Origin of the sequence: Nocardiopsis sp. NPDC006198 (assembly GCF_040613895.1) — a bacterium.
In the GTDB taxonomy this organism is placed as follows: Bacteria; Actinomycetota; Actinomycetes; order Streptosporangiales; family Streptosporangiaceae; genus Nocardiopsis; species Nocardiopsis tropica.
The window spans coordinates 1-21,483 of sequence record NZ_JBEXSY010000001.1 but is presented as its reverse complement, the minus strand read 5'-3'; the positions used below and the strand labels follow the sequence as shown (position 1 = coordinate 21,483).

At 71.4% G+C, this 21,483-nt stretch carries 22 protein-coding genes and 2 CRISPR repeat arrays; of the genes, 9 read left to right on the top strand and 13 right to left on the bottom strand.

Annotated features, from left to right (window positions below; all coding sequences use genetic code 11):
* Window positions 1-42 precede the first annotated feature (42 nt).
* The 6 genes from ABZ234_RS00110 to ABZ234_RS00085 form a co-directional block, all read right to left on the bottom strand.
* Complete coding sequence (locus ABZ234_RS00110) at window positions 43-648, bottom strand: response regulator transcription factor (RefSeq protein WP_267945529.1); 606 nt, start codon at window positions 646-648, stop codon at window positions 43-45.
* Window positions 645-1,820, bottom strand: coding sequence for a histidine kinase (locus ABZ234_RS00105; protein ID WP_355010299.1), 1,176 nt, complete (start codon window positions 1,818-1,820; stop codon window positions 645-647). Before ABZ234_RS00105 ends, ABZ234_RS00110 begins: the two co-directional genes overlap by 4 nt.
* Complete coding sequence (locus ABZ234_RS00100; RefSeq protein WP_355010298.1) at window positions 1,813-2,730, bottom strand: CPBP family intramembrane glutamic endopeptidase; 918 nt, start codon at window positions 2,728-2,730, stop codon at window positions 1,813-1,815. Before ABZ234_RS00100 ends, ABZ234_RS00105 begins: the two co-directional genes overlap by 8 nt.
* Before the next feature lie 265 nt (window positions 2,731-2,995).
* Window positions 2,996-3,938: a CRISPR direct-repeat array (repeat unit 29 nt; unit sequence GGGTCCATCCCCGCGTGCGCGGGGAGCAG).
* A 165-nt stretch (window positions 3,939-4,103) separates the two neighbouring features.
* Window positions 4,104-4,619: a DUF6879 family protein gene (locus ABZ234_RS00095; protein WP_355010297.1), complete on the bottom strand. Its 516-nt coding sequence runs from the start codon at window positions 4,617-4,619 to the stop codon at window positions 4,104-4,106.
* A gap of 430 nt (window positions 4,620-5,049) precedes the next feature.
* The gene (locus tag ABZ234_RS00090; RefSeq protein ID WP_355010296.1) at window positions 5,050-5,550 is read right to left on the bottom strand and encodes an HIT family protein; all 501 of its coding nucleotides are present in this window, start codon (window positions 5,548-5,550) and stop codon (window positions 5,050-5,052) included.
* Window positions 5,551-5,557: 7 nt separating this feature from the next.
* Window positions 5,558-6,631 carry a ThiF family adenylyltransferase gene (locus tag ABZ234_RS00085; protein WP_355010295.1) on the bottom strand — a complete coding sequence of 358 codons (1,074 nt, stop codon included), beginning with the start codon at window positions 6,629-6,631 and terminating at the stop codon, window positions 5,558-5,560.
* Window positions 6,632-6,809: 178 nt separating this feature from the next.
* Here ABZ234_RS00085 and ABZ234_RS00080 point away from each other — a divergent pair, with 178 nt between their 5' ends.
* Genes ABZ234_RS00080 through ABZ234_RS00070 form a run of 3 tightly spaced genes read left to right on the top strand, consistent with a single transcriptional unit; the run spans window position 6,810 to window position 8,417 of the window.
* Entirely contained in the window at window positions 6,810-7,010 is a 201-nt protein-coding gene (locus ABZ234_RS00080) for a hypothetical protein (protein WP_355010294.1), read from the top strand.
* Window position 7,011: 1 nt separating this feature from the next.
* Window positions 7,012-7,542, top strand: a complete 531-nt coding sequence (locus ABZ234_RS00075; protein ID WP_355010293.1) for a DUF6879 family protein — start codon at window positions 7,012-7,014, stop codon at window positions 7,540-7,542.
* Entirely contained in the window at window positions 7,539-8,417 is an 879-nt protein-coding gene (locus tag ABZ234_RS00070; protein WP_355010292.1) for a helix-turn-helix transcriptional regulator, read from the top strand. Before ABZ234_RS00075 ends, ABZ234_RS00070 begins: the two co-directional genes overlap by 4 nt.
* A gap of 47 nt (window positions 8,418-8,464) precedes the next feature.
* Window positions 8,465-8,863: direct repeats of the CRISPR family, unit length 25 nt; unit sequence CCATCCCCGCGTGCGCGGGGAGCAC.
* Between the two features lie 197 nt (window positions 8,864-9,060).
* Here ABZ234_RS00070 and ABZ234_RS00065 read toward each other — a convergent pair.
* The gene (locus tag ABZ234_RS00065) at window positions 9,061-9,540 is read right to left on the bottom strand and encodes a hypothetical protein (RefSeq protein WP_355010291.1); all 480 of its coding nucleotides are present in this window, start codon (window positions 9,538-9,540) and stop codon (window positions 9,061-9,063) included.
* A 20-nt stretch (window positions 9,541-9,560) separates the two neighbouring features.
* Window positions 9,561-10,970, bottom strand: coding sequence for a helix-turn-helix transcriptional regulator (locus ABZ234_RS00060; protein ID WP_267945540.1), 1,410 nt, complete (start codon window positions 10,968-10,970; stop codon window positions 9,561-9,563).
* 371 nt (window positions 10,971-11,341) lie between these two features.
* On the opposite strand from ABZ234_RS00060, the gene ABZ234_RS00055 reads away from it, so the two are divergent.
* Both ABZ234_RS00055 and ABZ234_RS00050 read left to right on the top strand, forming a co-directional pair.
* Window positions 11,342-12,487 (top strand): protein-L-isoaspartate(D-aspartate) O-methyltransferase, encoded by a 1,146-nt coding sequence (locus ABZ234_RS00055; protein ID WP_355010290.1) that lies wholly within the window; start codon window positions 11,342-11,344, stop codon window positions 12,485-12,487.
* Window positions 12,488-12,575: 88 nt separating this feature from the next.
* Window positions 12,576-13,067, top strand: a complete 492-nt coding sequence (locus tag ABZ234_RS00050; protein WP_344179224.1) for an ATP-binding protein — start codon at window positions 12,576-12,578, stop codon at window positions 13,065-13,067.
* 250 nt (window positions 13,068-13,317) lie between these two features.
* On the opposite strand, the gene ABZ234_RS00045 is transcribed toward ABZ234_RS00050, so the two are convergent.
* Complete coding sequence (locus ABZ234_RS00045) at window positions 13,318-13,989, bottom strand: TetR/AcrR family transcriptional regulator (RefSeq protein ID WP_355010289.1); 672 nt, start codon at window positions 13,987-13,989, stop codon at window positions 13,318-13,320.
* Between the two features lie 139 nt (window positions 13,990-14,128).
* Between ABZ234_RS00045 and ABZ234_RS00040 the strand changes: the two genes are divergently transcribed.
* Window positions 14,129-14,497 carry a VOC family protein gene (locus ABZ234_RS00040; protein ID WP_355010288.1) on the top strand — a complete coding sequence of 123 codons (369 nt, stop codon included), beginning with the start codon at window positions 14,129-14,131 and terminating at the stop codon, window positions 14,495-14,497.
* Window positions 14,498-14,546: 49 nt separating this feature from the next.
* Complete coding sequence (locus ABZ234_RS00035; protein WP_355010287.1) at window positions 14,547-15,389, top strand: alpha/beta hydrolase; 843 nt, start codon at window positions 14,547-14,549, stop codon at window positions 15,387-15,389.
* A 90-nt stretch (window positions 15,390-15,479) separates the two neighbouring features.
* Here ABZ234_RS00035 and ABZ234_RS00030 read toward each other — a convergent pair whose 3' ends face one another.
* The 4 genes from ABZ234_RS00030 to ABZ234_RS00015 all read right to left on the bottom strand — a co-directional run bounded on the left by ABZ234_RS00030 (window position 15,480) and on the right by ABZ234_RS00015 (window position 19,036).
* Window positions 15,480-16,451 carry a sigma-70 family RNA polymerase sigma factor gene (locus ABZ234_RS00030; protein ID WP_355010286.1) on the bottom strand — a complete coding sequence of 324 codons (972 nt, stop codon included), beginning with the start codon at window positions 16,449-16,451 and terminating at the stop codon, window positions 15,480-15,482.
* Window position 16,452: 1 nt separating this feature from the next.
* Window positions 16,453-16,836 carry a VOC family protein gene (locus ABZ234_RS00025; protein WP_355010602.1) on the bottom strand — a complete coding sequence of 128 codons (384 nt, stop codon included), beginning with the start codon at window positions 16,834-16,836 and terminating at the stop codon, window positions 16,453-16,455.
* Between the two features lie 67 nt (window positions 16,837-16,903).
* Window positions 16,904-17,293, bottom strand: a complete 390-nt coding sequence (locus tag ABZ234_RS00020; protein WP_355010285.1) for a VOC family protein — start codon at window positions 17,291-17,293, stop codon at window positions 16,904-16,906.
* A 102-nt stretch (window positions 17,294-17,395) separates the two neighbouring features.
* The gene (locus ABZ234_RS00015; protein WP_355010284.1) at window positions 17,396-19,036 is read right to left on the bottom strand and encodes an MFS transporter; all 1,641 of its coding nucleotides are present in this window, start codon (window positions 19,034-19,036) and stop codon (window positions 17,396-17,398) included.
* Window positions 19,037-19,246: 210 nt separating this feature from the next.
* Between ABZ234_RS00015 and ABZ234_RS00010 the strand changes: the two genes are divergently transcribed.
* Together ABZ234_RS00010 and ABZ234_RS00005 are read left to right on the top strand one after the other, a co-directional pair.
* On the top strand, window positions 19,247-20,296 hold the full coding sequence (locus ABZ234_RS00010; RefSeq protein ID WP_352984787.1) for an NAD(P)-dependent alcohol dehydrogenase: 1,050 nt from the start codon (window positions 19,247-19,249) through the stop codon (window positions 20,294-20,296).
* 336 nt (window positions 20,297-20,632) lie between these two features.
* Window positions 20,633-21,418, top strand: a complete 786-nt coding sequence (locus tag ABZ234_RS00005; RefSeq protein WP_267945550.1) for an SDR family oxidoreductase — start codon at window positions 20,633-20,635, stop codon at window positions 21,416-21,418.
* Window positions 21,419-21,483 lie beyond the last annotated feature (65 nt).

Below are 21,483 nucleotides of genomic sequence, written 5' to 3'. Positions count from 1 at the left end.
CCGCGGCTCCCAGACGGGCCGGGGCTGCGAAGGTGACGCCTCTCAGATCCAGCCGTGCTCCTCCGCGATGCGAGCGGCCTCGTGGCGGTTGGCCGCGTCGAGCTTCGCGATGGCGGCCGCGAGGTAGTTCCGCACGGTCCCCCGGGACAGGGAGACGCGCCGGGCGATCTCCTCGACGGGCGCGCCGTCGCGTGCGAGGGCGAGCACGTCGGCCTCGCGCGGGCTGAGCGGGGAGTCGCCGGCGCCGATCGCCTCGGCCGCGAGTTCGGGATCCACGTACCGGCCTCCGCCCGCGACCTTGCGCACGACCTCGGCGAAGGTGCGCGAGGAGACGGTCTTGGGCAGGAAACCGCGCACGCCCGCGGCGAGCGCGGACTTCAGGTAGCCGGGCCGCCCGTGCGAGGTCACGATGACGCAGCGGCAGTCCGGCAGCTCGGCCGCCAGGCGCCGGGCCACCTCGATGCCGTCGGGCCCGGGCAGCTGAAGGTCGAGCAGGGCCACGTCCGGGCGGACCCGCAGGGCCGTCGCCAGCGCCTCGTCACCGGACGCCGCCTGGCCGACGACCTCGAAGTCGTCCTCCAGGTCGAGCAGCCCGGCGATGGCGTCGCGGATGAGGTGTTCGTCGTCGGCGACGAGGATGCGGGTCATGCGGTCCCTTCCTCCGGGAGCGGGATCATGGCGTCGAGCAGGAACCAGTCTCCGTCGCGGCGCGCGATGACCTCCCCGCCGAGCGCGCCGATCCGCTCGGACATCGCGCGCAGTCCCGTTCCCCCGCCGGCGCCGGTTTCCCCCGGCTCCTCGGATCCGGCACCGTCGTTCGCGATCGTGAGGTGCACCTGCCCGCCCTCCACGGCGGTCGCGAGCGTGACCTGCGCCGCGGCCGAGTGGCGCAGGACGTTCGTGACGCCCTCGCGAACGACCCAGGCGAGGTCCTCGGCGCGCCCTTCGGGCACCGGGTCCCCGGTCACCGTACAGCGGATGCCGGCGGACTCCAGCAGGGACCGCGCCCCCGCCAGCTCGCTGTCCCAGGTGGTGCGGAGCTCGCCGCGCACGACGTGGCGGACCTCGGTTCCCGCCTCCTCGGCCAGCCGCCGGACCTCGCCGAGCTCACGGGCCGCCCTCTCGTCTTGACCGCGCAGAACGAGTTCCGACGCCAGTGAACTCTTGAGCGCGATCGTCGCCAGGGTCCGGCCGAACACGTCGTGCAGGTCGCGCGAGATACGCAGGCGCTGGTTCGCGAGCGCCAGCTCGGCACGGACCTCGTGCGCCTTCTGGAGTTCGAGCAGTACCCGCAGCATCCACGAGCACGACCAGCAGGCCCACATGGCGCAGCTGATCACCACTGCTCCGACCAACACCAGCGCGATGTCCTCGACGCCCACGAGCGGGACGGAGAGGACGACGGCCGCGACGTTGAGCAGCAGGGCCCGGCGCGCATCGAGGACGGGGACGAAACTCGCGGCGGCCGAACCGATCGCCGCCGCGACCGTCATGCCCATCGCGGGAAGGGGAATCAGGAAGGTCACGGAGACGAAGGCGACGAGAACCAGCGCCCATGCAATGACACCGCCGGTAAGAAGCCGCCGTTCGCGCCCGACGAGGGTGTCGATGCTCCAGTTCACGACCAGGATGTTGCCGGCGAAGAGGACGAATGACAGCACCAGGGCCGTGACCAGCGCGGCGAGGGGCGCTCCGGTGAGCCCGTCGGCCTCGATAGCGCTCCGGAGGAGGGTGCCCATCGGGATCGAGACGGCGAAGTACGTGGACCAGCGCATGTAGGCCTCGAACCTGCGTGCGCCGACCAACGGCAGATCACTCATGGTCGCCATTGTCCCGCGACACCCGCACCGGCTGCGGGTCCGCGGGGGTCAGGGCAGGGCCCCTCCTGCGTGTGCGCAGCCACACCACCGCCGTGATCGCGACAACGGTGAGGGAGGGGATGAGCAGGGCGGCCGACTGGGAGCCCGCCGACCGCTCCAGCGCAGCGTTCTGGTCTGCGTGCAGAACGGTGAGCAGGAGGAAGGTGAGCGTGTTGTTCAGGGCGTGGATGACAACCGCGATCTCGATGCCGCCGGTGCGCCAGGTGATGACGGCCAGACTGACGGCGAGCGAGAAGCACCAGAGGTTGAACCACGGATCGGTCGAGAGGTGGACGGCCGTGAACACCACGCTGGAGACCAGGACACCGATGACCAGTGCCGTGCGCGGCCCGCGGTTCCAGCTCGCGGCGACGCGGAAGACGAGTCCGCGGAAGCCGTACTCCTCCCCGGCCGACTGCAGGGGCGTCAACAGGAGGGTGGCGGTGAATACGGCGATCAGGTCGGCGCTCGACCAGTGCACACGTTCCAGAGGCAGGAAGTTCAGGGCGACGAGCGAGAGGAGCAGCCAGACGGGACCGATGAGCAGGAGCGCCCGGCCGAACACGTCGAACCGGAAACACGAGACCACGGAGTGCAGCGAGGCGCCCCTCACCCCGTAGAGCCACCGCTGGAGGACCATGCTCCACGGGATGAGCAGGGCGACCGAGGCCATGTTGGCGGCGTGGTAGAGCGGCGTGTAGTCGGTGCCGCCCAGCGTCGGATTGGTCCTGCCCGCCTGCGCGTCGACGAAGGCGGCTGCGAGGGCAATCAGGATGTTGAAGGCGAACAGCCCGCCGACCAGGAGCACGATCGCGAGGATGCCGCGCCCGATACGGCGCTTGTCGCCGGCGAGCACACGGTGGTACTCCACGCCCGGCGGGACCTGGCGGGGGCCGCGACGGCGCGGGGGTGGCGGGGCTTCCACAGAGTTGCCGTCCCGGGCAGGAGGGGTCGGCGGAACCGCTGGTCGTGGCGGCGTCGTCGGGGCGGAGAAGTCGTCGTTCCGGCTCATGCCACGAACGTATTTCCGCGCGATCCCGTAACCGAGTGCCACCGATCACGGGATTCGTCTGCAAGGTGCACGGGTCGGGCATGACAGATGTCATGCGACGTCGGGGGCGCGACGTCGGTATGGAGGGTGGATCCCCGCAGAGGTGGGGAGCACGGAGTCGCGAAGGTCTTCGTGACCCCTGTGATGGGACCATCCCCGCGTGCGCGGGGAGCAGAGCAGCCCCTGCTCCAGCTGGGCCCGCGCCTGGGTCCATCCCCGCGTGCGCGGGGAGCAGCCACGCAGGTGTCTCGCTCGTCCTGGTAGGCCGGGTCCATCCCCGCGTGCGCGGGGAGCAGTTGTCCCCGCAGTGCCGGCACCGGTCCGGGTCGGGTCCATCCCCGCGTGCGCGGGGAGCAGGGTGAGACGATCACCATCCGCCGCCCCGCAACGGGTCCATCCCCGCGTGCGCGGGGAGCAGTCCTCATCCCGGTCCCGACGCACCGCCAGCTCGGGTCCATCCCCGCGTGCGCGGGGAGCAGGAGGCCGACGAGACCTTGGACGGCCTGGTGTCGGGTCCATCCCCGCGTGCGCGGGGAGCAGCGGTTCACCGCGTCTCGCAGGCTCGCACCCGAGGGTCCATCCCCGCGTGCGCGGGGAGCAGTAGGCCGGGCAGCCACCCGATCTTGCGGGCCCGGGTCCATCCCCGCGTGCGCGGGGAGCAGACGGGCGAACCGAATGCCCAGATCATGCCGTTGGGTCCATCCCCGCGTGCGCGGGGAGCAGTCGGTGGGCAACCTGCCCGAGTCGGGGGTGGTGGGTCCATCCCCGCGTGCGCGGGGAGCAGTGGTCGTGCTCAACGAGCTTCACGTCGGCGACGGGTCCATCCCCGCGTGCGCGGGGAGCAGCCGACGTCGAGGCCGACACCGAGGGGGAAGGCGGGTCCATCCCCGCGTGCGCGGGGAGCAGTACCGGCACACCACGCACACCTCGGGCGAGTCGGGTCCATCCCCGCGTGCGCGGGGAGCAGCGATGGATGTCGAGGAGGTCGAGCCCGTGGCCGGGTCCATCCCCGCGTGCGCGGGGAGCAGAGCGGATGACCAGGGAACTTACCAGCGGCAAGCAGTCATTTTTCCAACTTCTTGAGTTTTGGACACTCGACTCAAGAAGGCATAGAAATGCACTTCCGCCAACTTAACTCCCACAAGGACACAGAACGTCTTCTAGATCGACCCGTTATGAGCCACTGATGTCCGTCACACCCTGGACTCTACATACGTCGCGAAGGACACGCTCGCCTCCAACGCGACTCTCTGCCACTCCAGATAGGAAGCCGGGTCCTCCTCCACGACCTCACGGCTGATCTGCGTACCGTCAGGACAGTAGTTCAGGCGAACGATACGCTCCCTGTCGAACATCCAGAAGTCGTAGTCCGGCAGCCCCAGATCTTGCTCGGTGAGGTCAAGGATCCGGATGTCCTCACCCGCTGCGATGTTGCCCGGGATCCCCCAGGCGAACTGGTAGCTCTGATAGTCGGTCAACGGCCGACGCACAACACGTACGCGACCGACGTACTTCCCGTCAGACAGATACCCCTTGACTCGTTCATGCCACCTTGAGTTGTGACCCTCCGGCTTCGGTTTTCCTCGAAGAAAACGGGAAAGGCTGTCAACCTCCCCCGGCATGGTGTAGGTGGGCTGAACTTCCAACCTCCAGGCCTCCGCAGCGAAGCCGTCGAAGAAACTTCTCCACTGCACACCGTCCAACAACATGCAAGACCTCCTCAGGATCTTGAGGGTCGAACACGAAGGCCCGCCCTCGACAGGTGGAAAACCTTCGTCACGTTCCACGGAAATATAACCCCCGCCTCCGGGAGGGGCACAAACGGGGAAGACCACAAGCCTTCGGACAGCGCACCGAACAGCACAGGAGGCATCTCTCCGCCCGAGCAGACTTCAGAAACTTTCAACCAACAGGGTCCGGCATGAAAGCAACATCGCGCAACACTGTTGCCGGACAGCCCAGTATTGAGTTTCCATGGATGTCGAGGCACCGAGCACATAAGCCGCTCGCCAACCTCACCCCATCGGACAAACCCTGATTTGAGGAGGTCACCGTGAACGACGACGGAAACAACTAGAAACAAAACCAGTGGGACGAACTTCGCGTTCGTCCCACTTTCCGTTTTCACGGTCCGGTCTCCTACGTGCCAGGATCAACCTCGGCATTCCTGATGCGCTCGGCGATGCCGGCCAACCACCCGTCATCGGCGCGGACATGGTCGTGCGAGGAGAGATACCCCTGATAGCGATCGAAGTAGCCGTCGATGGGCGAGACCACCTCCCGCCAGTTCTCGCCGGCGTTGCCCGCGGTGCCGTGCATCGGGAACAGCTTGGCGTGGGCGTGGTCCACCCCGTACCCCTCGTACATGATCCCGGTGCGCGCGACGTCCGGGAATGCTCTGTCCAGCCGCTGGGCAACCTCCCGAGCGGCGAGGTGCAGCGCCGTGTAATCCTCCGGTTCCATCTCGACCACGTAGCTGGGACTGTGCGCCTTGGGAATGACGACGGAGAAGCCTTCGGTGTTCGGGAAGATCGACAGAAAAGCGAGGTGGGTGCCGCTCTCCCAGATGCGGTGGGCAGGCGAATCCCCCGCCACGATCCGGCAGAAGACACAACCGCTCTCAGCGGACGAGGTACTCACAGGGCTCCTAGCTCTCGTGTGTGACGTGGGAACACGTGGGGCAAGACAGATCCCTCTGGGCGGACTGCCCGTCGAGCATGAGTTCGTGCGACCAGACCCCTATTCTGCGGTTCAGCGAGGCCGGCACTCCGAAACCACCCAGGTGGCGTAATGCGTCCAGGGCCGCGAGCGACGAAGCCAACATGTTCACCGGGCCGTTGGACGGCGCCTGGTATCGCGCGTTGACGTCGGCGATCAGAGCGGCAAGCTCCGGATCTTCCTCCGGGGCGGACGCAGCCAGTGTCCGACAGTCCCAGCACCCCGTGAGCCCTGGAACCACGAGCGGTCCCCACACCGCTACGTCGTTGACGTAGCACGCGTTCATCCAGGGCCGGCCGGCGGCGACACTGTGGGAATTCACCAGCCGTGTGAGGCCGGAGGAGTCGGCGGACAGCAGGATCAGATCGCTCTCCGGCAGACCTCGGAGGCCGGCACGGTCTTCCACCAGGACCGGGAGCGAACGAATACGGCACTCGGAGTTCCTTCGGCCGATCTCTCGAGCGAGGACCTCGCACTTGAGGGCTCCGACGTCCGCTTCGGTGAACAGGAACTGGCGGGTCAGGTTGCTGGTCTCGACGCGATCGGCGTCGACCAGTGTCAGCGCCCCGACTCCAGCGGTGGCGAGGGTGACGGCCACCAGATTGCCAATGCCCCCGCAGCCGATGAGGACCACATGGGAAGCCTCCAGTCGCGCTTGCACATGTTCGGGAGAGGCCCCCGAGAGAGCGTAGAACAACGAGTGCCTGCTGTACCGGTCGCCGGGATCGTAGGCCCGTGCCGGGATCAGGCAGTGACCATGCTCCAGCATCAGCAGCGACGCCTGAGCGGTCGACTCGTCCACGTCGCAGGTCACGCGCAGGAACGACAGCGCTTCCGCCCTGGTCCGACCCTGGCGGAAATGGTCGGCCAGACGGACCAGGGGATGCCACAGCTTCCGGTCGAGGACGGCTTGACGGATCGAACCGAAGCCCAGGAAGAGCGTTCCGTCCTGGACCCCTATGCGGATGTAGGGGGCGAGCATGAGAAGGTCGTCGTCCGGCACTGATCAGCCGCCTCTCACACCGGGAGGCGACCGGATTGCGCCTCGTCCAGCGAGAGTAGGTTCGCGCCGTCCGCCAGGACTTCGGATTGCGCGAGATTGCGGCTGAAGCACCCCGAACGGGCTGCCCTTCACCAGGGGGATTCCCGATACTGGATGCACCCCCACGTGGAGGAGAAACATGAGGATCACCAAGCTGGGCACCACGTCCCACGGCGGCAACTGCCCGACCCTGTACGAGACCGACACCGGGGACGTCGTCGTCCAGGGCTACCGGTTGACGGACCGGGAGGCTCTGGCACAGTTGTCGGACGTCCTCCCCGACGAGCAGTTCGTCGTGGTGCCCCGTGAACTTCTGACCCGCTTCGCCCCCAAGGAGTGACGTGCCCGATCTCGTGTCAGGCGAGGCCTTCAACGACCTCTTCCGCGCCTACCGCTACACCGCGTGGCGGTTGGAGACGCGAAGCTTCTACGGAGTCCTGGAGGAGAACGAGCCCTTCCAGAGGTGGCTCACCGGCGACGACTCCGACATCGAGTGGTTCAAGCCGTGGCTGAGCATGATGCGCGAGGAGCTGACCACCGGGAAACGCATGGAGCGGGTCCGCATCATCGACGACCCTCCCTCGGACTACCTGCGCTGGGAGCTGTGGGGCACTCCCTACAACCTGGGGGTGGGAGAGGACATCCGCTATCTCCCCAGGAAGCACTCTGTGGTCGCCTCGCTCCCTGACGAGGACTTCTGGGTGTTCGACAGCCGGACGGTCGCCCGGCTCCACTTCGACGAGGACGGCAACGTGCTCGGCGCGGCTCTGAGCGAGGATCCCGCCGAAGTCGTCCGCGCCCTGCAGGCACGCGATGCGGCCTGGCACCATGCCCTGACGTTCACGGAGTACATGGCGACCAGATCTGCATGACCGATTACCGGACAGCCCGCGTCTCCCTTGGTGCACGCCTGCGTGAGCTCCGAGGCGAGGCCGGGCTGTCCGGACGCACACTGGCGACACGCGCCGGCTGGCACCCCTCCAAGGTCTCCCGTCTGGAGCACGGGCGACAGACCGCCTCCACCGAGGATCTGCGTCTCTGGGCCTCGGTGTGCGGCCGTCCGGACACCGCTGACTCACTCGTGGCGCAGAGGCGGTCGCTGGAGATGCACTACACCAGCTGGCGTCGCCGCCTCGCGGCGGGAAACCAGGCCCGCCAGCAGAACGCCATCGACCTCGAGAGCCGGAGTCGACGTTTCCGCATCTTCGAGACCGTATGCGTTCCGGGAATCCTCCAGACGCCGGACTATGCCAGACACATGATCTCCCGTGCCGTAGGGCTCCACGGCGCCCCGGCAGACGTGGAGGCCGGGGTGCGCAAGCGTATGGACCGCCGAAGGTTCCTGGACGATCCGGACAAGACTTTCCAGACGCTTCTCTGGGAACCGGCCCTTCGGATGAGGCAGTGCCCGCTGGACGTACTCACAGAGCAACTGGACGCCCTGGCCGACCTCGTCAAGGAGGGGAAGGGCGGCATCGGTATCGTCCCGCTCTCAGCCGCCCTGACCGCTTCACCCATGCACGGCTTCTGGATCTACGACGACGACCTGGTGTTGGTCGAGACGATCAGTGCCGAACTCTGCCTGACGGACGGTGACGCGGTCGAGCCCTACCGTCGTGTCTTCGCCGAGCTGTCGCGCACAGCGGTCTACGGAGGGGGCGCCGAGCGGTTTATCCGGGCGGTGCGCCGAGGCCTGACGATCGCGCCCCCGCTCGGAAGATCCCCGTCTCCCCAATCGGAGGAGTGAACACGGCACGGGCGAGGGGCGAGATGCTTCCGACCGTGACCAGGTGGTCATCCCCGCGTGGGCGGGGAGCACTACACGCGGCTCGCCACCGAGCGCGCCGCCGCGGGTCCATCCCCGCGTGCGCGGGGAGCACCGGGGCCGAGGGCCCGGCATCTCCCGGGGGTTGGGACCATCCCCGCGTGCGCGGGGAGCACTTCGTGGGTAAGGACCTCGGGGGTCTGGTCGAGGGACCATCCCCGCGTGCGCGGGGAGCACCCGCTGCGGCGGGCGCTGCCCACCTACCGGCCGGGACCATCCCCGCGTGCGCGGGGAGCACCTGGTCGCGCTCGCTCGGGTCGCCTCCGCGAAGGGACCATCCCCGCGTGCGCGGGGAGCACGACACCGTGACCCCGTTGGCGTCCATCAGGTCCGTGACCCGGGACCATCCCCGCGTGCGCGGGGAGCACAGTGAATGACCTGGGACTCTACCAACGGTGAACGGTCGTTTTTCCAACTTCTCAAAAGTTGGACACCCGACCCGAGAACCGTCAATCAACCCACATGACTGCAAATAACTCCGCGGCCGCACCGGGCCACGGTCGGAACCCCTGACCCCGCCGGGACCCGGCCGGGGGACGCGCCCCCCGGCCGGGTCCCGCCCGGACTACTCCCTGCGTGCCCCCTCGGGCCAGATGACGTTCACGGGGATCCCCCGCTCGGTGGCGAGCCGCACCGCGTCGGCCGTTCCGCCCCCGCCGCCGGACGGCTGCCCGTCCCACACCGCGAAGAGCAGGTCGACCCCGCCGAGCACCGCCTCGTTGGCCTCCTCGTAGGCCTGGCGGCCCGCGGTCAGGCTCATGTACCGCACGTGGTGCGCGCGGACCAGCAGCCGGTCGAAGCCCCCGCGCGCCTCGGGGCCGACCTTGGCCTCGCGGTAGTCGGCGGAGGGGAGCACGACCTCCAGCTGCCCGCCGAGGTCGAGAACCTCCTCGGCGAAGAGCTGGTCCGCGCCGCGCGCGAGGCAGGAGATTCCGACGAGACCGTCCTCGGTGTAGTCTTCCAGTGCGTCTACTAGGGCTTTTCGTACCAGTTCCGCACTGTCAGCGGAGAGGTTCGAGTGGCCAGTGATTCCGATGCGCGTCACTCTGTCCCATTCCTTTCCGTCTACTGGGCAAGCAGAGTACGCGATAACTCGTCACGCGCTTCGGCCACGGTGGGCTGACGGTGGAACGCGGCCGACTCGGTGTACCAGTCGTGTATGCGCCGGCGCACCCTCCCCGAGTCGAGCGAGCGCTGCATGTCCGCGGCCTGCCTGACGACCCGCACCGACTCCTCCGGTTCGTCGAGCAGCAGGTAGGTGCGCCCGAGTCCGACGAGGTCGAAGGCCCTGCTGCGCTTCTTGGCGGGGTCGCGCAGCCTGAGCGCCCGGCCGATGTGCCGCGCGGACTCCTCCGCGAACCTGCGCCGCGCGGCCCGGTCCTCCTGACCTCCCGCGAGGTCCCGGTAGCGCGCCCCCACGACCCCCGACAGCTCGGCGTGGTCGAAGTTGCGCGCCCAGTCCGGCACCTCCCCACCCCCGCCCCCGTCGAGCAGCTCCTCGGCCTGGGAGACGGTGCGCCGGTAGGCCTCGGTCCGGCCCATACGGGCGTACGACCACCCCTCGCGGGTGCGCAGCATCGCGAGGACCCGTTCGGGGGCGCGGTGGGCGTGCGCGCTGTCCAGCGCCAGCCGCGAGATGTCGAGGGCGTCGTCGGGGCGGTGCAGGTCCAGCATCTGGCGGGCCATGTCGGCGAGCACGCCGACCCCGTACAGGCGGTGTTCGGGTCCCGCCTGGTGGATGGCCCGCAACGAGAAGGTGTAGTACTTCTGCGCGGTGGGGTGGTCCCCGGCGTCGTAGGACATGGCCGCGACGATCTTGGAGAGCTCGGCCATGACCGTGAACAGCCTGGCCTGGACGGGTGCGGGCTGGGCCTCCTCGACCAGTTCGGAGACCTCCGACAGTTGTCCGATCACCGCCTTGCGGCGGATTCCCAGGCGCCACCTGTCGTCCCAGTGGCGCAGCGCCACGGTGGCGGCCTCGATCCTCCCCAGTTCCGATTCCCCGATGGTGCTGGGCCCGTGGCCGGAACCGGCCAGTGTGGGAAGCAGCCAGTGTTCCAGCACTTCCGTCAATGTGGCGCCCATGATGAGAGCACCACCGACCGCGAATGCGTCCCTGCGTTTCATCAGATCCTTCAGCGTGATCTCGGCGATGTCCTGCGCTGTTCTCGGCGCAGACCACAATTCGTCCATGCCGTGCGCTGAAGTGCCTGTACCCCGATCCGCGCCGATATCGCCACCGTCCGATTCGGCGAGTCCGAGAAGCCGGCGGGCGTCGGAGGGCATCGACAGCCCGTCGGCGAGGCGCCGCCAGGTGCGCAGGGCCGTCACGGAGCGCCGTCCGGCCATGATCGCGCTCACGTGCGGCTGGGCGAGGTCGGTGGCGGCGCCGATCGCCTGCTGGCTGGCGCCTGTGTACTGCCTGACCAGGCGGAACAGGGCTCCTGCGTCCTGGTCGGCGAGGGATCGGCGCACGTCGGCGCGGGACCAGAAGGTGCGTGGCGGAGTCGGGCGGGGGGTGACCGGTAACTCGGGCATTCATACCGCCGGTGTATATCGGCTCGGAATTCCAGGGGCAGGGGCGGACGTCGTTACATCTCCATAGACATCCTTACCCGGAATCGCTTGCCCCCGAAATGGGCGGAAGACCCTGTTTCCGTCTTCTTCGGCGGAGCGCCGAGGAGCGAGATCATGAACCCCACCCCCCACGACGGGCACGGCAGGAACGGTGGCGGCCACAAGCCCGGAGCCGCCGTTTCCGCCACGTGCGCACTCTCCGTTTCCACTACCTGCGAATACTCCCTTCCGTCTCTGGACGGGGACCCGGTTTCCGGCGGGGCCGACCGATGATCCCCGCGCACCGGAGACTCGTCGCCCGCCTGGCGGTGGACGGCGACCTGTCCCCCGCCTGGCGGGGGGCGTTCGAGGCGGTGCCGCGCCACCTGTTCCTGCCGGACGTCATCGACGGGGGCGGGGGCGGCCTCCCGGTGGACCGGCGCGACGACGAGACGCGGTGGTGGGAGGCCGCCTACGCCGACCTCCCGGTGGCCGCCCGGGTCGGCGGGGGCGTCGGGGACGGCCGGGGCCCCGGACACCCGGTGACGGCCTCCCCGGCCCCCTCGGGGCTGGCCCGGGTGCTGGACCTGTTACAGGTGTCCCCGGGCATGCGGGTCCTGGAGATCGGCACGGGGACGGGCTACGGCGCGGCCCTGCTGTCGCACCGGCTCGGGGACGACGCCGTGACGTCGGTGGAGATCGACTTCGCGCTCGCCGAGAGCGCCCGGGTCTCGCTGATGGCCGCCGGGTTCGCCCCGCTGGTGGTGAGCGGGGACGGCAAGTACGGCTGGGCGGCCAGGGCCCCGTTCGACCGGGTGTTCAGCTGTGTGGCCGTGCGGCGGGTCCCCTACGCGTGGGTGGCGCAGACACAGCCCGGCGGGCGGGTGCTGACCACGTGGGCCAACTCCTTCCACGAGGGGGTGCTGGTCGACCTGGAGGTGGGCGCGTACGGCACGGCGCGCGGCCCGGTGGTGGGGGGCGGGCACGCGTGGGTCCGGCCGGCCCAGGACCCCCTGTCGCTGGTGGACACCTACGTGCGGGCGGACGCGGAGTTCTCGGTCACCCGGACCCGCCTGGGGCCGGAGGAGCCGATCCGGGACCCCCACGGGTCCTTCGCGGTCGGGGTGCGCATGCCCACGGTGGTGCACCGGACGCGGTTCGCCGAGGACCCCGCGGACCCGAGGTACACGGTCTACCTGATCGATCCGCACACGTGGTCGTGGGCCTCGTGGCACATCGACCCCGAGTTCAAGGAAGAGGGCTACGAGGTCCGCCAGCACGGCCCGCGCCGGCTGTTCCACGAGCTCGAGGCCGCGCACGAGCTGTGGGTGGAGGCCGGCCGCCCGGAGCGCACCCGGTTCGGCCTGACCGTGGCCTTCGACCACCAGCTCGTGTGGCTGGACGACCCCCACGCCGTGTTCGCGTCCAGCCGGTGATCCCCGCCGGGGCGGGCCCCTCCGCCCCGGCCCCTGTCAGACAGCCCCGGGCCACGGCCCGCCGCACAGCTCCAGAGGGAGAAGTCTCATGTCCATCACGCCGTACAGTCCACAGACCGCCGCCCCCGGATGGCGGTGGAGCCCCCGCGTGTACCCGCGCGTCCCGACGGGGGCGAGCCGGGTGAGATCCGAGTTGCGCGCCGACCTGGAGATGCTCACGAACGTCACGGAGGACCTGGTCTCGGACATGGTGCTCTGCGCGAGCGAGATGTTCTCGAGCGCGGTGGAGTACGCCGGGCCCGACGCCCGCGGGGGCCGCATGCTCCGCACGCTGACCCTGTACGGCGTGCCCGGCCGGGGGTCGGTGCTGTGCCTGTCGATGGTCGGCGAGGGCGAGCAGAGCACCGTGCCGCACTTCCCGTGCGAGGGTCTGGGCCAGGTGTGGCCGGACGTGGCCCTGGGGCAGGGGCTGGTCCTGATCGACCGCCTCGCGGAGCGCTGGGGCACGCGCCGGGCCCTGTTCCCCGACGAGGGGGTGGGCGCCGCGATCTGGGCGGAGTTCACGGTCCCCGCCGAGTGACCCGGCGCCCCGCCGCTCTCCGCGGGCGCCCCTCACGACCCGAGCTTCCCGGCCCCGTACCCGGCCGGCACGTACGCGGGAGGGGTGCACCTGCACGCGCACCGCAGGCGCACCCGCGCCCGCACGGGGAACACGGCCGTCGTCGCCCCGCGACGGGCCCGGCCGGGCCGTTCCCTTCCGGAAGCGTCCCGGACGGACGGCCTCCCGGGCCGGGCGCGCGGCGGCACCCGCCGCCCCGTCCCGTCCCGGGCTACTCCGCCGGCCGCCCGGCCCCGCGGCCGTACGCGGCGAGGAACACCCGCACCCCCTCCTCGGCGTGGCGGCGCAGCTCCTCCGGGGGCGGGACGGCCTCGTCGCCCAGGAGCATGGCCCGGTTGACGGGCTCGGCCATGACCAGCCAGTTGAAGTGGGAGGCGGCGGTGTCCGGGTCCGCCACGTCGAGGCGCCCGCTCCCGGCCAGGCGCTCGAACAGGCCGGCCATGGCGCGCATCGCGCGCGCGGGCCCGTTCTCGTGGAGGACCCGGGCGAGTTCGGGGAACCTGGCGACCTCGCCGATGACGAGGCGGCGCAGCCGCATCAGGTCGGGGGTGAGCACCACCGTGAGCTGGCGGTACGCGTAGTCGCGCAGGTACTCGGCCAGGTCGTCGTCCTCGGTGGGCTCGGGCAGCCGCTCGTGGACGGTGTCGCCCGCCCCGGAGGTCATGCCGGTGACGATCTCGACGAACAGCGACTCCTTGCTGCCGAAGTGCTTGTAGACGGTCTGCTTGGACACCCCGGAGAGCGCGGCGATCTCGTCCATGTTGGTGCCGAGGTAGCCGCCCCGGAGGAAGACCTCCCGCGCCGCGTCCAGGATGGCGCGGCGCTTGCGCGCGGAGCGGCCCCCGCCCTCGGCTCCGCCCGGAGGGTTCTGTGTGTCCGACACCGTCGCGCGTCCGTCCTCGTCGTCCGTCCTGGTTGACCCATTGGTACTGCACGGTCTAGTTTGCTGCAAGTACAGTACTGGACAGTCTAGTTTTTCAGCGGCCCTCCGCAGAGGTCCCTTCCGAGGAGATGTGACGACGATGCACGTACAGTTCGCCGAGCTTCCCGTGTTCGACCAGGAGCGGGCCAAGGCGTTCTACACCGGCAAGCTCGGCTGCCGGGTGGTCGCGGACGCCCCCATGGGCGACGACGGGTGGCGCTGGATCGAACTCGGCCTCCCCGGCGCCACCACGTCCCTGCACTTCGTCCGGCGTGGCGACGAAACCCCCTCCCCCGAACCCGTCATGGTGCTGGTGGACGACGACGTCGCGGGGACCGTCGCCGCGCTCCGGGCCGAGGGGGTCGAGATCGTCACCGAGCCGCAGGAGGCGCCCTATCGGCCGGGGCTCACGGTCGCCGAGTTCCGCGACAGCGAGGGCAACCGCATGGTGGTGAGCAGCAGCGCGTGACCGCCCCCGCGCCCCGCGTCCGCGCACACCCTTCGAGGAGGAGATTCCGATGTCGCACCACGAGCCCGAGGTCCGCACCCTGAAGGTGCCGGGCGCCACGATCCACCACGAGGTCCGCGGCTCCGGCCCGGTGCTGCTGCTGATCCCCGGGGGGCCGCAGGACGCCGGGGTCCTCGCCGGCCTCGCCCGGCGGCTCGCCGACCGGTACACGACCGTCGCCTACGACCCGCGCGGGAACTCGCGCAGCGCCCTGGACGGCGACCCCGTCGAGCAGCGGGTGGACGTGCACGGCGACGACGCCGCCCGCCTGGTCGAGGCGCTGGGAGGCGGCCCCGCGTACGTGTTCGGCACCAGCGGCGGAGGCCAGATCGGCCTGGCCCTGGCGGCCGGGCGCCCCGACCTGGTGAGGGTGCTCGTCGCGCACGAGCCGGCCTGCGTGCTGATGCTCGACGACCCCTCCGACGCCGTGGCCGCGGACCGGCACGTGTACGACACCTACCTGAACGAGGGCACCGACGCGGCCGTCCGCGAGTTCCTGGGGCTCAACGGCCTGGACGCCGACGAGGGGTCGGAGGGCGGCGGCGTCCCCTCCGACCCCGAGGAGGCCGCCACCTTCGAGCGGGTCAGCGCCAACTTCGAGTACTTCCTGGCCCACGGGCTCCTGCCGATCTCCCTGTACCGCCCGGACGTGGAGGCCCTGTCCGGGAACGGGGCCCGGGTGGTGGTGGGGCTCGGCACGGGGTCCGAGGGGGCGCTCATCCACGACATCGGGCTCGCGCTCGCCGGTCGGCTCGGGACGGAGCCGGTCCCCTTCCCGGGCGACCACCTGGGGTACGACACGCACACGGAGGAGTTCGCGGAGGCCCTGCACGGGGCGCTGCTCGCGGGGTGAGGATCCCGCGCGGCGGGCCCCGGCGGGCCGGTCCGCGGGGGCCCGCGCCCCGCTCGGGCGGGCCGGGCCCGCGTGCCCGGAGCCGGGCCGCTACAGGCTCGGCGCCAGGCCGAAGCGCGGGAAGAGGGAGGTGTCGAAGAACATCACCGTGTGGGCGACCCCCTCCGGGACGGGGTCCAGGACCTGGAGCCCGAACGCCCGGTGGACGCCGTCGCCGCCGCGCATGTACACCGCGAAGGCGGGCTGTCCGTTGGCGCGGGTCGGCAGCAGGACCATGTCGCCGGGGCCGGAGGCCGGGCAGTGGGTGGCGATGAGGCGGCCGATGTCCCGCGCCCCGCGCACCCACGTGGTGTACGGCGGCATCTCGAACACCGCGTCGGCGGTGAACAGCTCGGTGATCGCGGGGATGTCGTAGGCCTCGAAGGCCTCCACGTACCTGGCGAGGATCTCGCCCTGGCCCGGCGGCGGCTCGGACACCGCCTCCTCGGTGGGCGCCTCGCGCGCCAGGTGGGCGCGGGCCCGCTGGAGCAGGCTGTTGACGGCGGGCACGGAGGTGTCCAGGACGTCCGCGACCTCGGCGGCGCTGAACCGCAGGACGTCGCGCAGGATCAGCACCGCCCTCTGCTTGGCCGGGAGGTACTGGAGCGCGGCGACCAGGGCCAGGCGCACGCTCTCGCGCGTGGCCACGACCGCGCCGGGGTCGTCCGCGCCGACCAGGGCGTCGGGCACCGGTTCCAGCCAGGGGACCTCCGGTCGGTCGGCGAGCTCCCCCTCGGGTGCGGAGGGCCCGCCGAGCCCGGTGGGCAGGGGGCGCCTGCGGCGCCTCTCCAGTGCGGTGAGACAGGCCGTGGTGGCGATCCGGTGGAGCCAGGTGCGCAGGCTGGAGCGGCCCTCGAACCGGTCGAAGCCCTTCCAGGCGCGCAGGTAGGTCTCCTGGACCAGGTCCTCGGCGTCGTGCACCGAACCGAGCATGCGGTAGCAGTGCGCGTACAGCTCGCGCCGGTAGGGGTCGGCGAGCCTGGCGAAGTCCTGGTCGGACGCGTTTTCCACCACGGCTGTCACGTTACGCCTCCTGGATGACAGAACACACGTTGCCGAACGGGTCGGCGAACCACGCCACCGTGGGGGAGCCGTGCGCGATCCCCTTGGCGTCCTGGTCGAACCCGTCGTAGCGCAGTGTCCGCACGCCCCGCCGGGCGAGCTCGTCCACGGCCGCCTCGGCGTCGTCGACGACGAGGTTGAGGACCGTGAACACGGCGGGCTCGTGGTCGGGCTTGGGGTAGACGAGGACCGACCGGCCCTCCCCCAGGTCGATGTCGAACAGGCCCTCGTCCTCCATGCCCTCGACGGGGCCCACGGCCAGGCCGAGGGTGTCGCCGTAGAAGGCGCGCGCCCTCGCGGCGTCGGGGACGGCGAAGGACGCGAAGGCCCTCGTGGTGTCGAACATGGCGTTCTCCCTGGTGTTGGCGTTTGCGCTGTTCACAGTGTTGCTGTCGGGGACGGGCGTGTCCCGCTCACGCGCCGCCCTCCATCTCGGCGCGCTGCTCCTCGCTGAGCTGGACGATCTGGACGAGGTTGCCGTCGGGGTCCTTGGCGGTGGCGAACAGGCTGCCGCCGCGGTCCTCCAGGGGCGCGAGCCACTCGGTCCCCGCCCCGTCCATGCGGGCGGCGACGGCGCGGGCGTCGTCCACGTCGAAGTTGAGGATCATCCGGGAGGGGTCGGCGGAGACGGGGCCGGCGTCGTCCCGGCGGTCGATGAGCAGGTGGAAGGTGCCGAACCGCAGGATCCGGTAGCCGTCCATGGAGTCGTCGGCCTGGGGGTCCAGGACGGCGGCGTACCAGGCGTGCAGCCGGTCGGGGTCGGTGGTGGCCAGGAGCATGCTGTCGAGGTTGGGGCGGGCCATGGTGTCCTCCGCGTGTCGTCGGCGCCGCTTCCCCGTGAGGGGCTGCGGCCGGGTGTCGTCCCGGGCGTTCCGGGCTCCCACCCGTACAGACACGGTCGGGGGTCAGGACTCATCGTCCGCCGCGCGAACCCTCGCGGACACGTCGTCCGCCGGCGGCGCCCCGGCCTCGGGACCGGGGCCGGGGCCGGGGCCGGGGCCGGGGCCGTCCCCGTTTCCCCCGACCGCGTCCTCCGCGGACGGTGCGGAGCGCAGGAGCACGAGGGCGACCGTCCCGAAGACGACCATGGCCGCGGCGCCGACCGCCCCGGCCGCGTTGAGGCCCAGGGTGAACGCCTCCCGCGCGGGCCCGAGCAGCTGGGCGGCCAGGTCGGCGGGCAGCTCCGCGGCGACGGCGACGGCCCCGGCGAGGGTCTCCCCCGCCTGGTCGGGGACGCCCTCGGGGACGGCGGTCCCGGTGCGGTAGACGGCGGCGGCGAGGCTGCCCAGGAGGGCCACGCCCATGGCGATGCCGAACTCCCCGCTGGTCTCGGACATGGCGGCGGCGGCGCCGGCGCGCTCCTTGGGCGCCGCCCCGACGACGATGTCGGTGAGCAGGGCCGCCCCGGGCCCGAGGCCGATCGAGGCCAGGAGGAGCCCGGTGACGACGAGGGGGGTGCCCTGTTCGGCGGGGACCAGGAACAGCAGGACGAACCCGGCGGCGCTGACGAACATGCCGCCGCCGATGACGTTGGCGCGCCCGATCCGGGCCGCCAGGGGCGCGGCGACCAGGGTGGCCGCGACCATGGCGAGCGCCGGGGGCACCTGCCACAGGCCGGCCACCAGCGGCGAGTGTCCGGCGACCAGCTGGAGGTACTGGCTGAGCAGCAGGAACGTGCCGCCCATGGCGACGGCGCCGACCATCATCACCCCCAGGGAGGGGGCGAACCCGGGGCGGCGGAACAGCCTCAGGTCCAGCAGCGGCTCCGTCAGGCGCAGCTGGCGGCGGACGAACACCGCTCCCACCGCGAGTCCGACGGCGACGGCGGCCAGGGGCGCCAGGACGGGGCCTCCGCCCGCGGCGGTCTTGAGGCCGTAGACGACGGGCAGGATCGCGGCCAGGGACAGGGCGACGCCGAACAGGTCGGGGCGGCCCGGCTCCGGGTCCCGGAACTCGGGCAGGAGCAGGGGCGCGCAGACCAGCAGCAGCACCATGACGGGCACGCCGAGCAGGAGGACCGAGCCCCACCAGAACCACTGGAGGAACAGGCCCCCGACGACCGGGCCGAAGGCGGTGCCGCCCATGAAGCAGCTCGTCCACACGGAGATGGCGACCGCCCGCTGTCCCGGGTGGGTGAACATGTTGCTGATCAGGGCGAGGGTGGAGGGCATGAGGGTGGCCCCGGCCACGCCCATGAGCGCGCGGGCGGCGATGAGCGCCTCTGCGGTGGGCGAGAACGCCGCGGCGGCGGAGGCGAGCCCGAAGACGGCGGCGCCGATCATCAGCAGCCGCCTGCGGCCGACCCGGTCGCCGAGGGTCCCCATGGTGACGAGGAACCCGGCGATCATGAAGCCGTAGACGTCCATGATCCAGAGCAGCTGGGGGCCGCTGGGCTCCAGGTCGGCCGCCAGGTGCGGCAGGGCCAGGTAGAGGACGCTCATGTCCAGGGAGAGCAGCAGGGTGGGCAGGGCCAGTACCGCGAGGCCGAGCCAGGTCCGTCCGTCCGCGCGCGGGGGCGCCCCGCCGGTCCGTGTCTTGCCGTTCATCGCGACCTTTCTCCTGGATTATTCGTTCATGTGTACGGACCAGACGGGGACCGGGAACTCATCGTCCGGGTCAAAAACAAAGAACGCTTTTCGGGACGTTCATTGACAGACTTCCGCCAACTGCGCTGATAGCGTCAAGCGGCCGACCGGACACGGAGAGTGCCGCACGTGCGCGCCGACGTGTCCCTGTGACAGTTGGGGGAGCGCCCTATGCGAGCCGTGGTCTTCGAGAACTACGAGCAGTTTCCGTCACTCACCGACGTCCCCAAGCCCTCTCCCGGCCCGGGGGAGGTCCTGCTCCGGGTCGCCGGCGCGGGCGCGTGCCACTCCGACGTGAGCGTCTACCGCCACTTCAAGGAGGGGCAGCCGGGGGCGCAGAGGCCGCCGTTCGTCCTGGGTCACGAGAACGCCGGGTGGGTCGAGGAACTCGGCGAGGGCGTGAGCGAGCGCGTGAAGGTCGGCGAGGCCTACCTGGCCTACGGCCCGATCGGCTGCGGCCACTGCCGCAAGTGCGCCAAGGGCCAGGACACCTACTGCGAGAACGTCGCGACCATGCCCTACCTGGCGGTCGGTCTCGGCCGCGACGGCGGCATGGCCGAGTACGTGACCGTGCCCGCCCACCACCTCGTCCCGCTCGGCGACGCCGACCCGGTGGACGCGGCGCCGCTGTCCGACGCGGGGCTGACCCCGTACCACGCCGTCAAGCAGGCCCTGCCGCACCTGGAGGGCGGGGGCCGCCACGCCCTGGTCATCGGCCTGGGCGGGCTGGGACAGATCGGCGTGCAGATCCTGCGCGCGCTCACCGGGGCCACCGTGATCGCGACCGACGTCAAGCCCGAGGCCCGCGCGCGTGCGGAGCAGAACGGGGCCATCACCGTCGGGGCGGGCGCCCGGCAGGCGGAGGAGATCCGCGAGATCACCGGCGGCCGGGGCGTGGACGCCGCCTTCGACTTCGTGGGCATCACCCCGACCATCGCGACGGCGGCGGACACGCTGGCCCAGGGCGGCCGGCTGACGGTCGTGGGCATCGCGGGCGGCACCCGCGAGTTCTCGTTCTTCACCACCCCCTACGAGTCCTACATCACCAACACCTACTGGGGCACGGTGGAGGACCTGTGGGAGGTCGTGGACATGTACCGGGCGGGGCAGATCCGCCCCGACGTGGAGCGGTTCGGCATGGAGGACGCCCTGGAGGCGTACCGGAAGCTGGAGGCGGGCGAGGTCTCCGGGCGGGCCGTGGTGGTCCCGCACGGGGGCTGACCCGCCGGGCAGGGGGCGGGGCCGGGCGGTCGCCCGGCCCCGCCCCCTGTTCGCAGGCCCCTGAAGCCCCGTGCCCGGCGCTCCCCCACCCGCCCGACCCGCCCCGACCCCGCCGACCTGCCCGTATGCGCCCCCGCGGCGCGGCGGCCCGGTCCCGCCGCCCCGCCGGGCGCCCTCCCGGGTCGGAGTCGCGCCGCGGGCGCCGGTCGGCCCGGCCCGGCGGGCGGCGCTCCGGCGGTCCCGACGGGGCCGCCCGGTGATCGGCCCCCGGTTTCACCGCGGGGGAGGCGTGCTGCCAGGATGCCGTCAGCACTGGTAGGCACCGTGAGGAGAGACATGGATCTGGGGATCGCGGGAAAGGTCGCTCTGGTCACCGCGGCCAGCTCCGGCCTGGGGAGGGCCATCGCCGTCGCCCTGGCCGCCGAGGGCGTGCACGTGGCCGTGACCGGCCGTGACAAGGAGCGCCTGGAGGCCACCGTCGCGGCGTGCGCCGAGCACGGCGTGTCCGCGCTGGCCGTGGAGTGGGACCTGGCCGACCACGGGGGCGCGGCCGGGGTCGTCGAAAGGGTGGCCGCCGAGCTCGGCCCGGTCGACATCCTGGTCAACAACACCGGCGGACCGCCGCCCACCCCCGCCCTGGGCCAGCAGGCCGGGGTGTGGGAGGACATGTACGGGTCCATGGTCCTGCCCGTCATCCGGCTCACCGACGCCGTGGTCGGCGGCATGCGCGAGCGCGGCTGGGGCCGGATCATCACCAGCACCTCGTCCGGGCCGATCACGCCCATCCCGAACCTGGGCATCTCCAACACCCTGCGGGCCTCGCTGCACGCCTGGTCCAAGACGGTGTCCAACGAGGTGGCGGCGGACGGGGTGACCGTGAACGTCATCGTCCCCGGCCGGATCACCACGCCCCGCACGGACTCGCTGGACCGGGGCCGCGCCGAGCGCGAGGGCCGCCCGTTCGAGGAGGTGCGCAGCGAGTCGAGCGCCCAGATCCCCGCCGGGCGCTACGGCACCACGGAGGAGTACGGGGCGGTGGCCGCGTTCCTGGCGAGCCGCCAGGCCGCCTACGTCACCGGTTCGACGGTCCGGGTGGACGGCGGGCAGATCCCCTCGGTGTAGGTCCTCCGCGGAGGCCGGTCCCGGCCTCCGCCGGGGCCCGGGGGCGCGCCGCGTGCGCGCCAGAT

What these genes read in the sequence shown, in the direction of transcription:
- ABZ234_RS00110 (WP_267945529.1), bottom strand. Translation starts at nt 648, where the DNA reads ATGACCCGCATCCTCGTCGCCGACGACGAACACCTCATCCGCGACGCC.
- ABZ234_RS00050 (WP_344179224.1), top strand. Translation starts at nt 12,576, where the DNA reads ATGTCCATCACGCCGTACAGTCCACAGACCGCCGCCCCCGGATGGCGG.
- ABZ234_RS00055 (WP_355010290.1), top strand. Translation starts at nt 11,342, where the DNA reads ATGATCCCCGCGCACCGGAGACTCGTCGCCCGCCTGGCGGTGGACGGC.
- ABZ234_RS00005 (WP_267945550.1), top strand. Translation starts at nt 20,633, where the DNA reads ATGGATCTGGGGATCGCGGGAAAGGTCGCTCTGGTCACCGCGGCCAGC.
- ABZ234_RS00010 (WP_352984787.1), top strand. Translation starts at nt 19,247, where the DNA reads ATGCGAGCCGTGGTCTTCGAGAACTACGAGCAGTTTCCGTCACTCACC.
- ABZ234_RS00105 (WP_355010299.1), bottom strand. Translation starts at nt 1,820, where the DNA reads ATGAGTGATCTGCCGTTGGTCGGCGCACGCAGGTTCGAGGCCTACATG.
- ABZ234_RS00040 (WP_355010288.1), top strand. Translation starts at nt 14,129, where the DNA reads ATGCACGTACAGTTCGCCGAGCTTCCCGTGTTCGACCAGGAGCGGGCC.
- ABZ234_RS00015 (WP_355010284.1), bottom strand. Translation starts at nt 19,036, where the DNA reads ATGAACGGCAAGACACGGACCGGCGGGGCGCCCCCGCGCGCGGACGGA.
- ABZ234_RS00080 (WP_355010294.1), top strand. Translation starts at nt 6,810, where the DNA reads ATGAGGATCACCAAGCTGGGCACCACGTCCCACGGCGGCAACTGCCCG.
- ABZ234_RS00025 (WP_355010602.1), bottom strand. Translation starts at nt 16,836, where the DNA reads ATGTTCGACACCACGAGGGCCTTCGCGTCCTTCGCCGTCCCCGACGCC.
- ABZ234_RS00020 (WP_355010285.1), bottom strand. Translation starts at nt 17,293, where the DNA reads ATGGCCCGCCCCAACCTCGACAGCATGCTCCTGGCCACCACCGACCCC.
- ABZ234_RS00035 (WP_355010287.1), top strand. Translation starts at nt 14,547, where the DNA reads ATGTCGCACCACGAGCCCGAGGTCCGCACCCTGAAGGTGCCGGGCGCC.
- ABZ234_RS00070 (WP_355010292.1), top strand. Translation starts at nt 7,539, where the DNA reads ATGACCGATTACCGGACAGCCCGCGTCTCCCTTGGTGCACGCCTGCGT.
- ABZ234_RS00095 (WP_355010297.1), bottom strand. Translation starts at nt 4,619, where the DNA reads ATGTTGTTGGACGGTGTGCAGTGGAGAAGTTTCTTCGACGGCTTCGCT.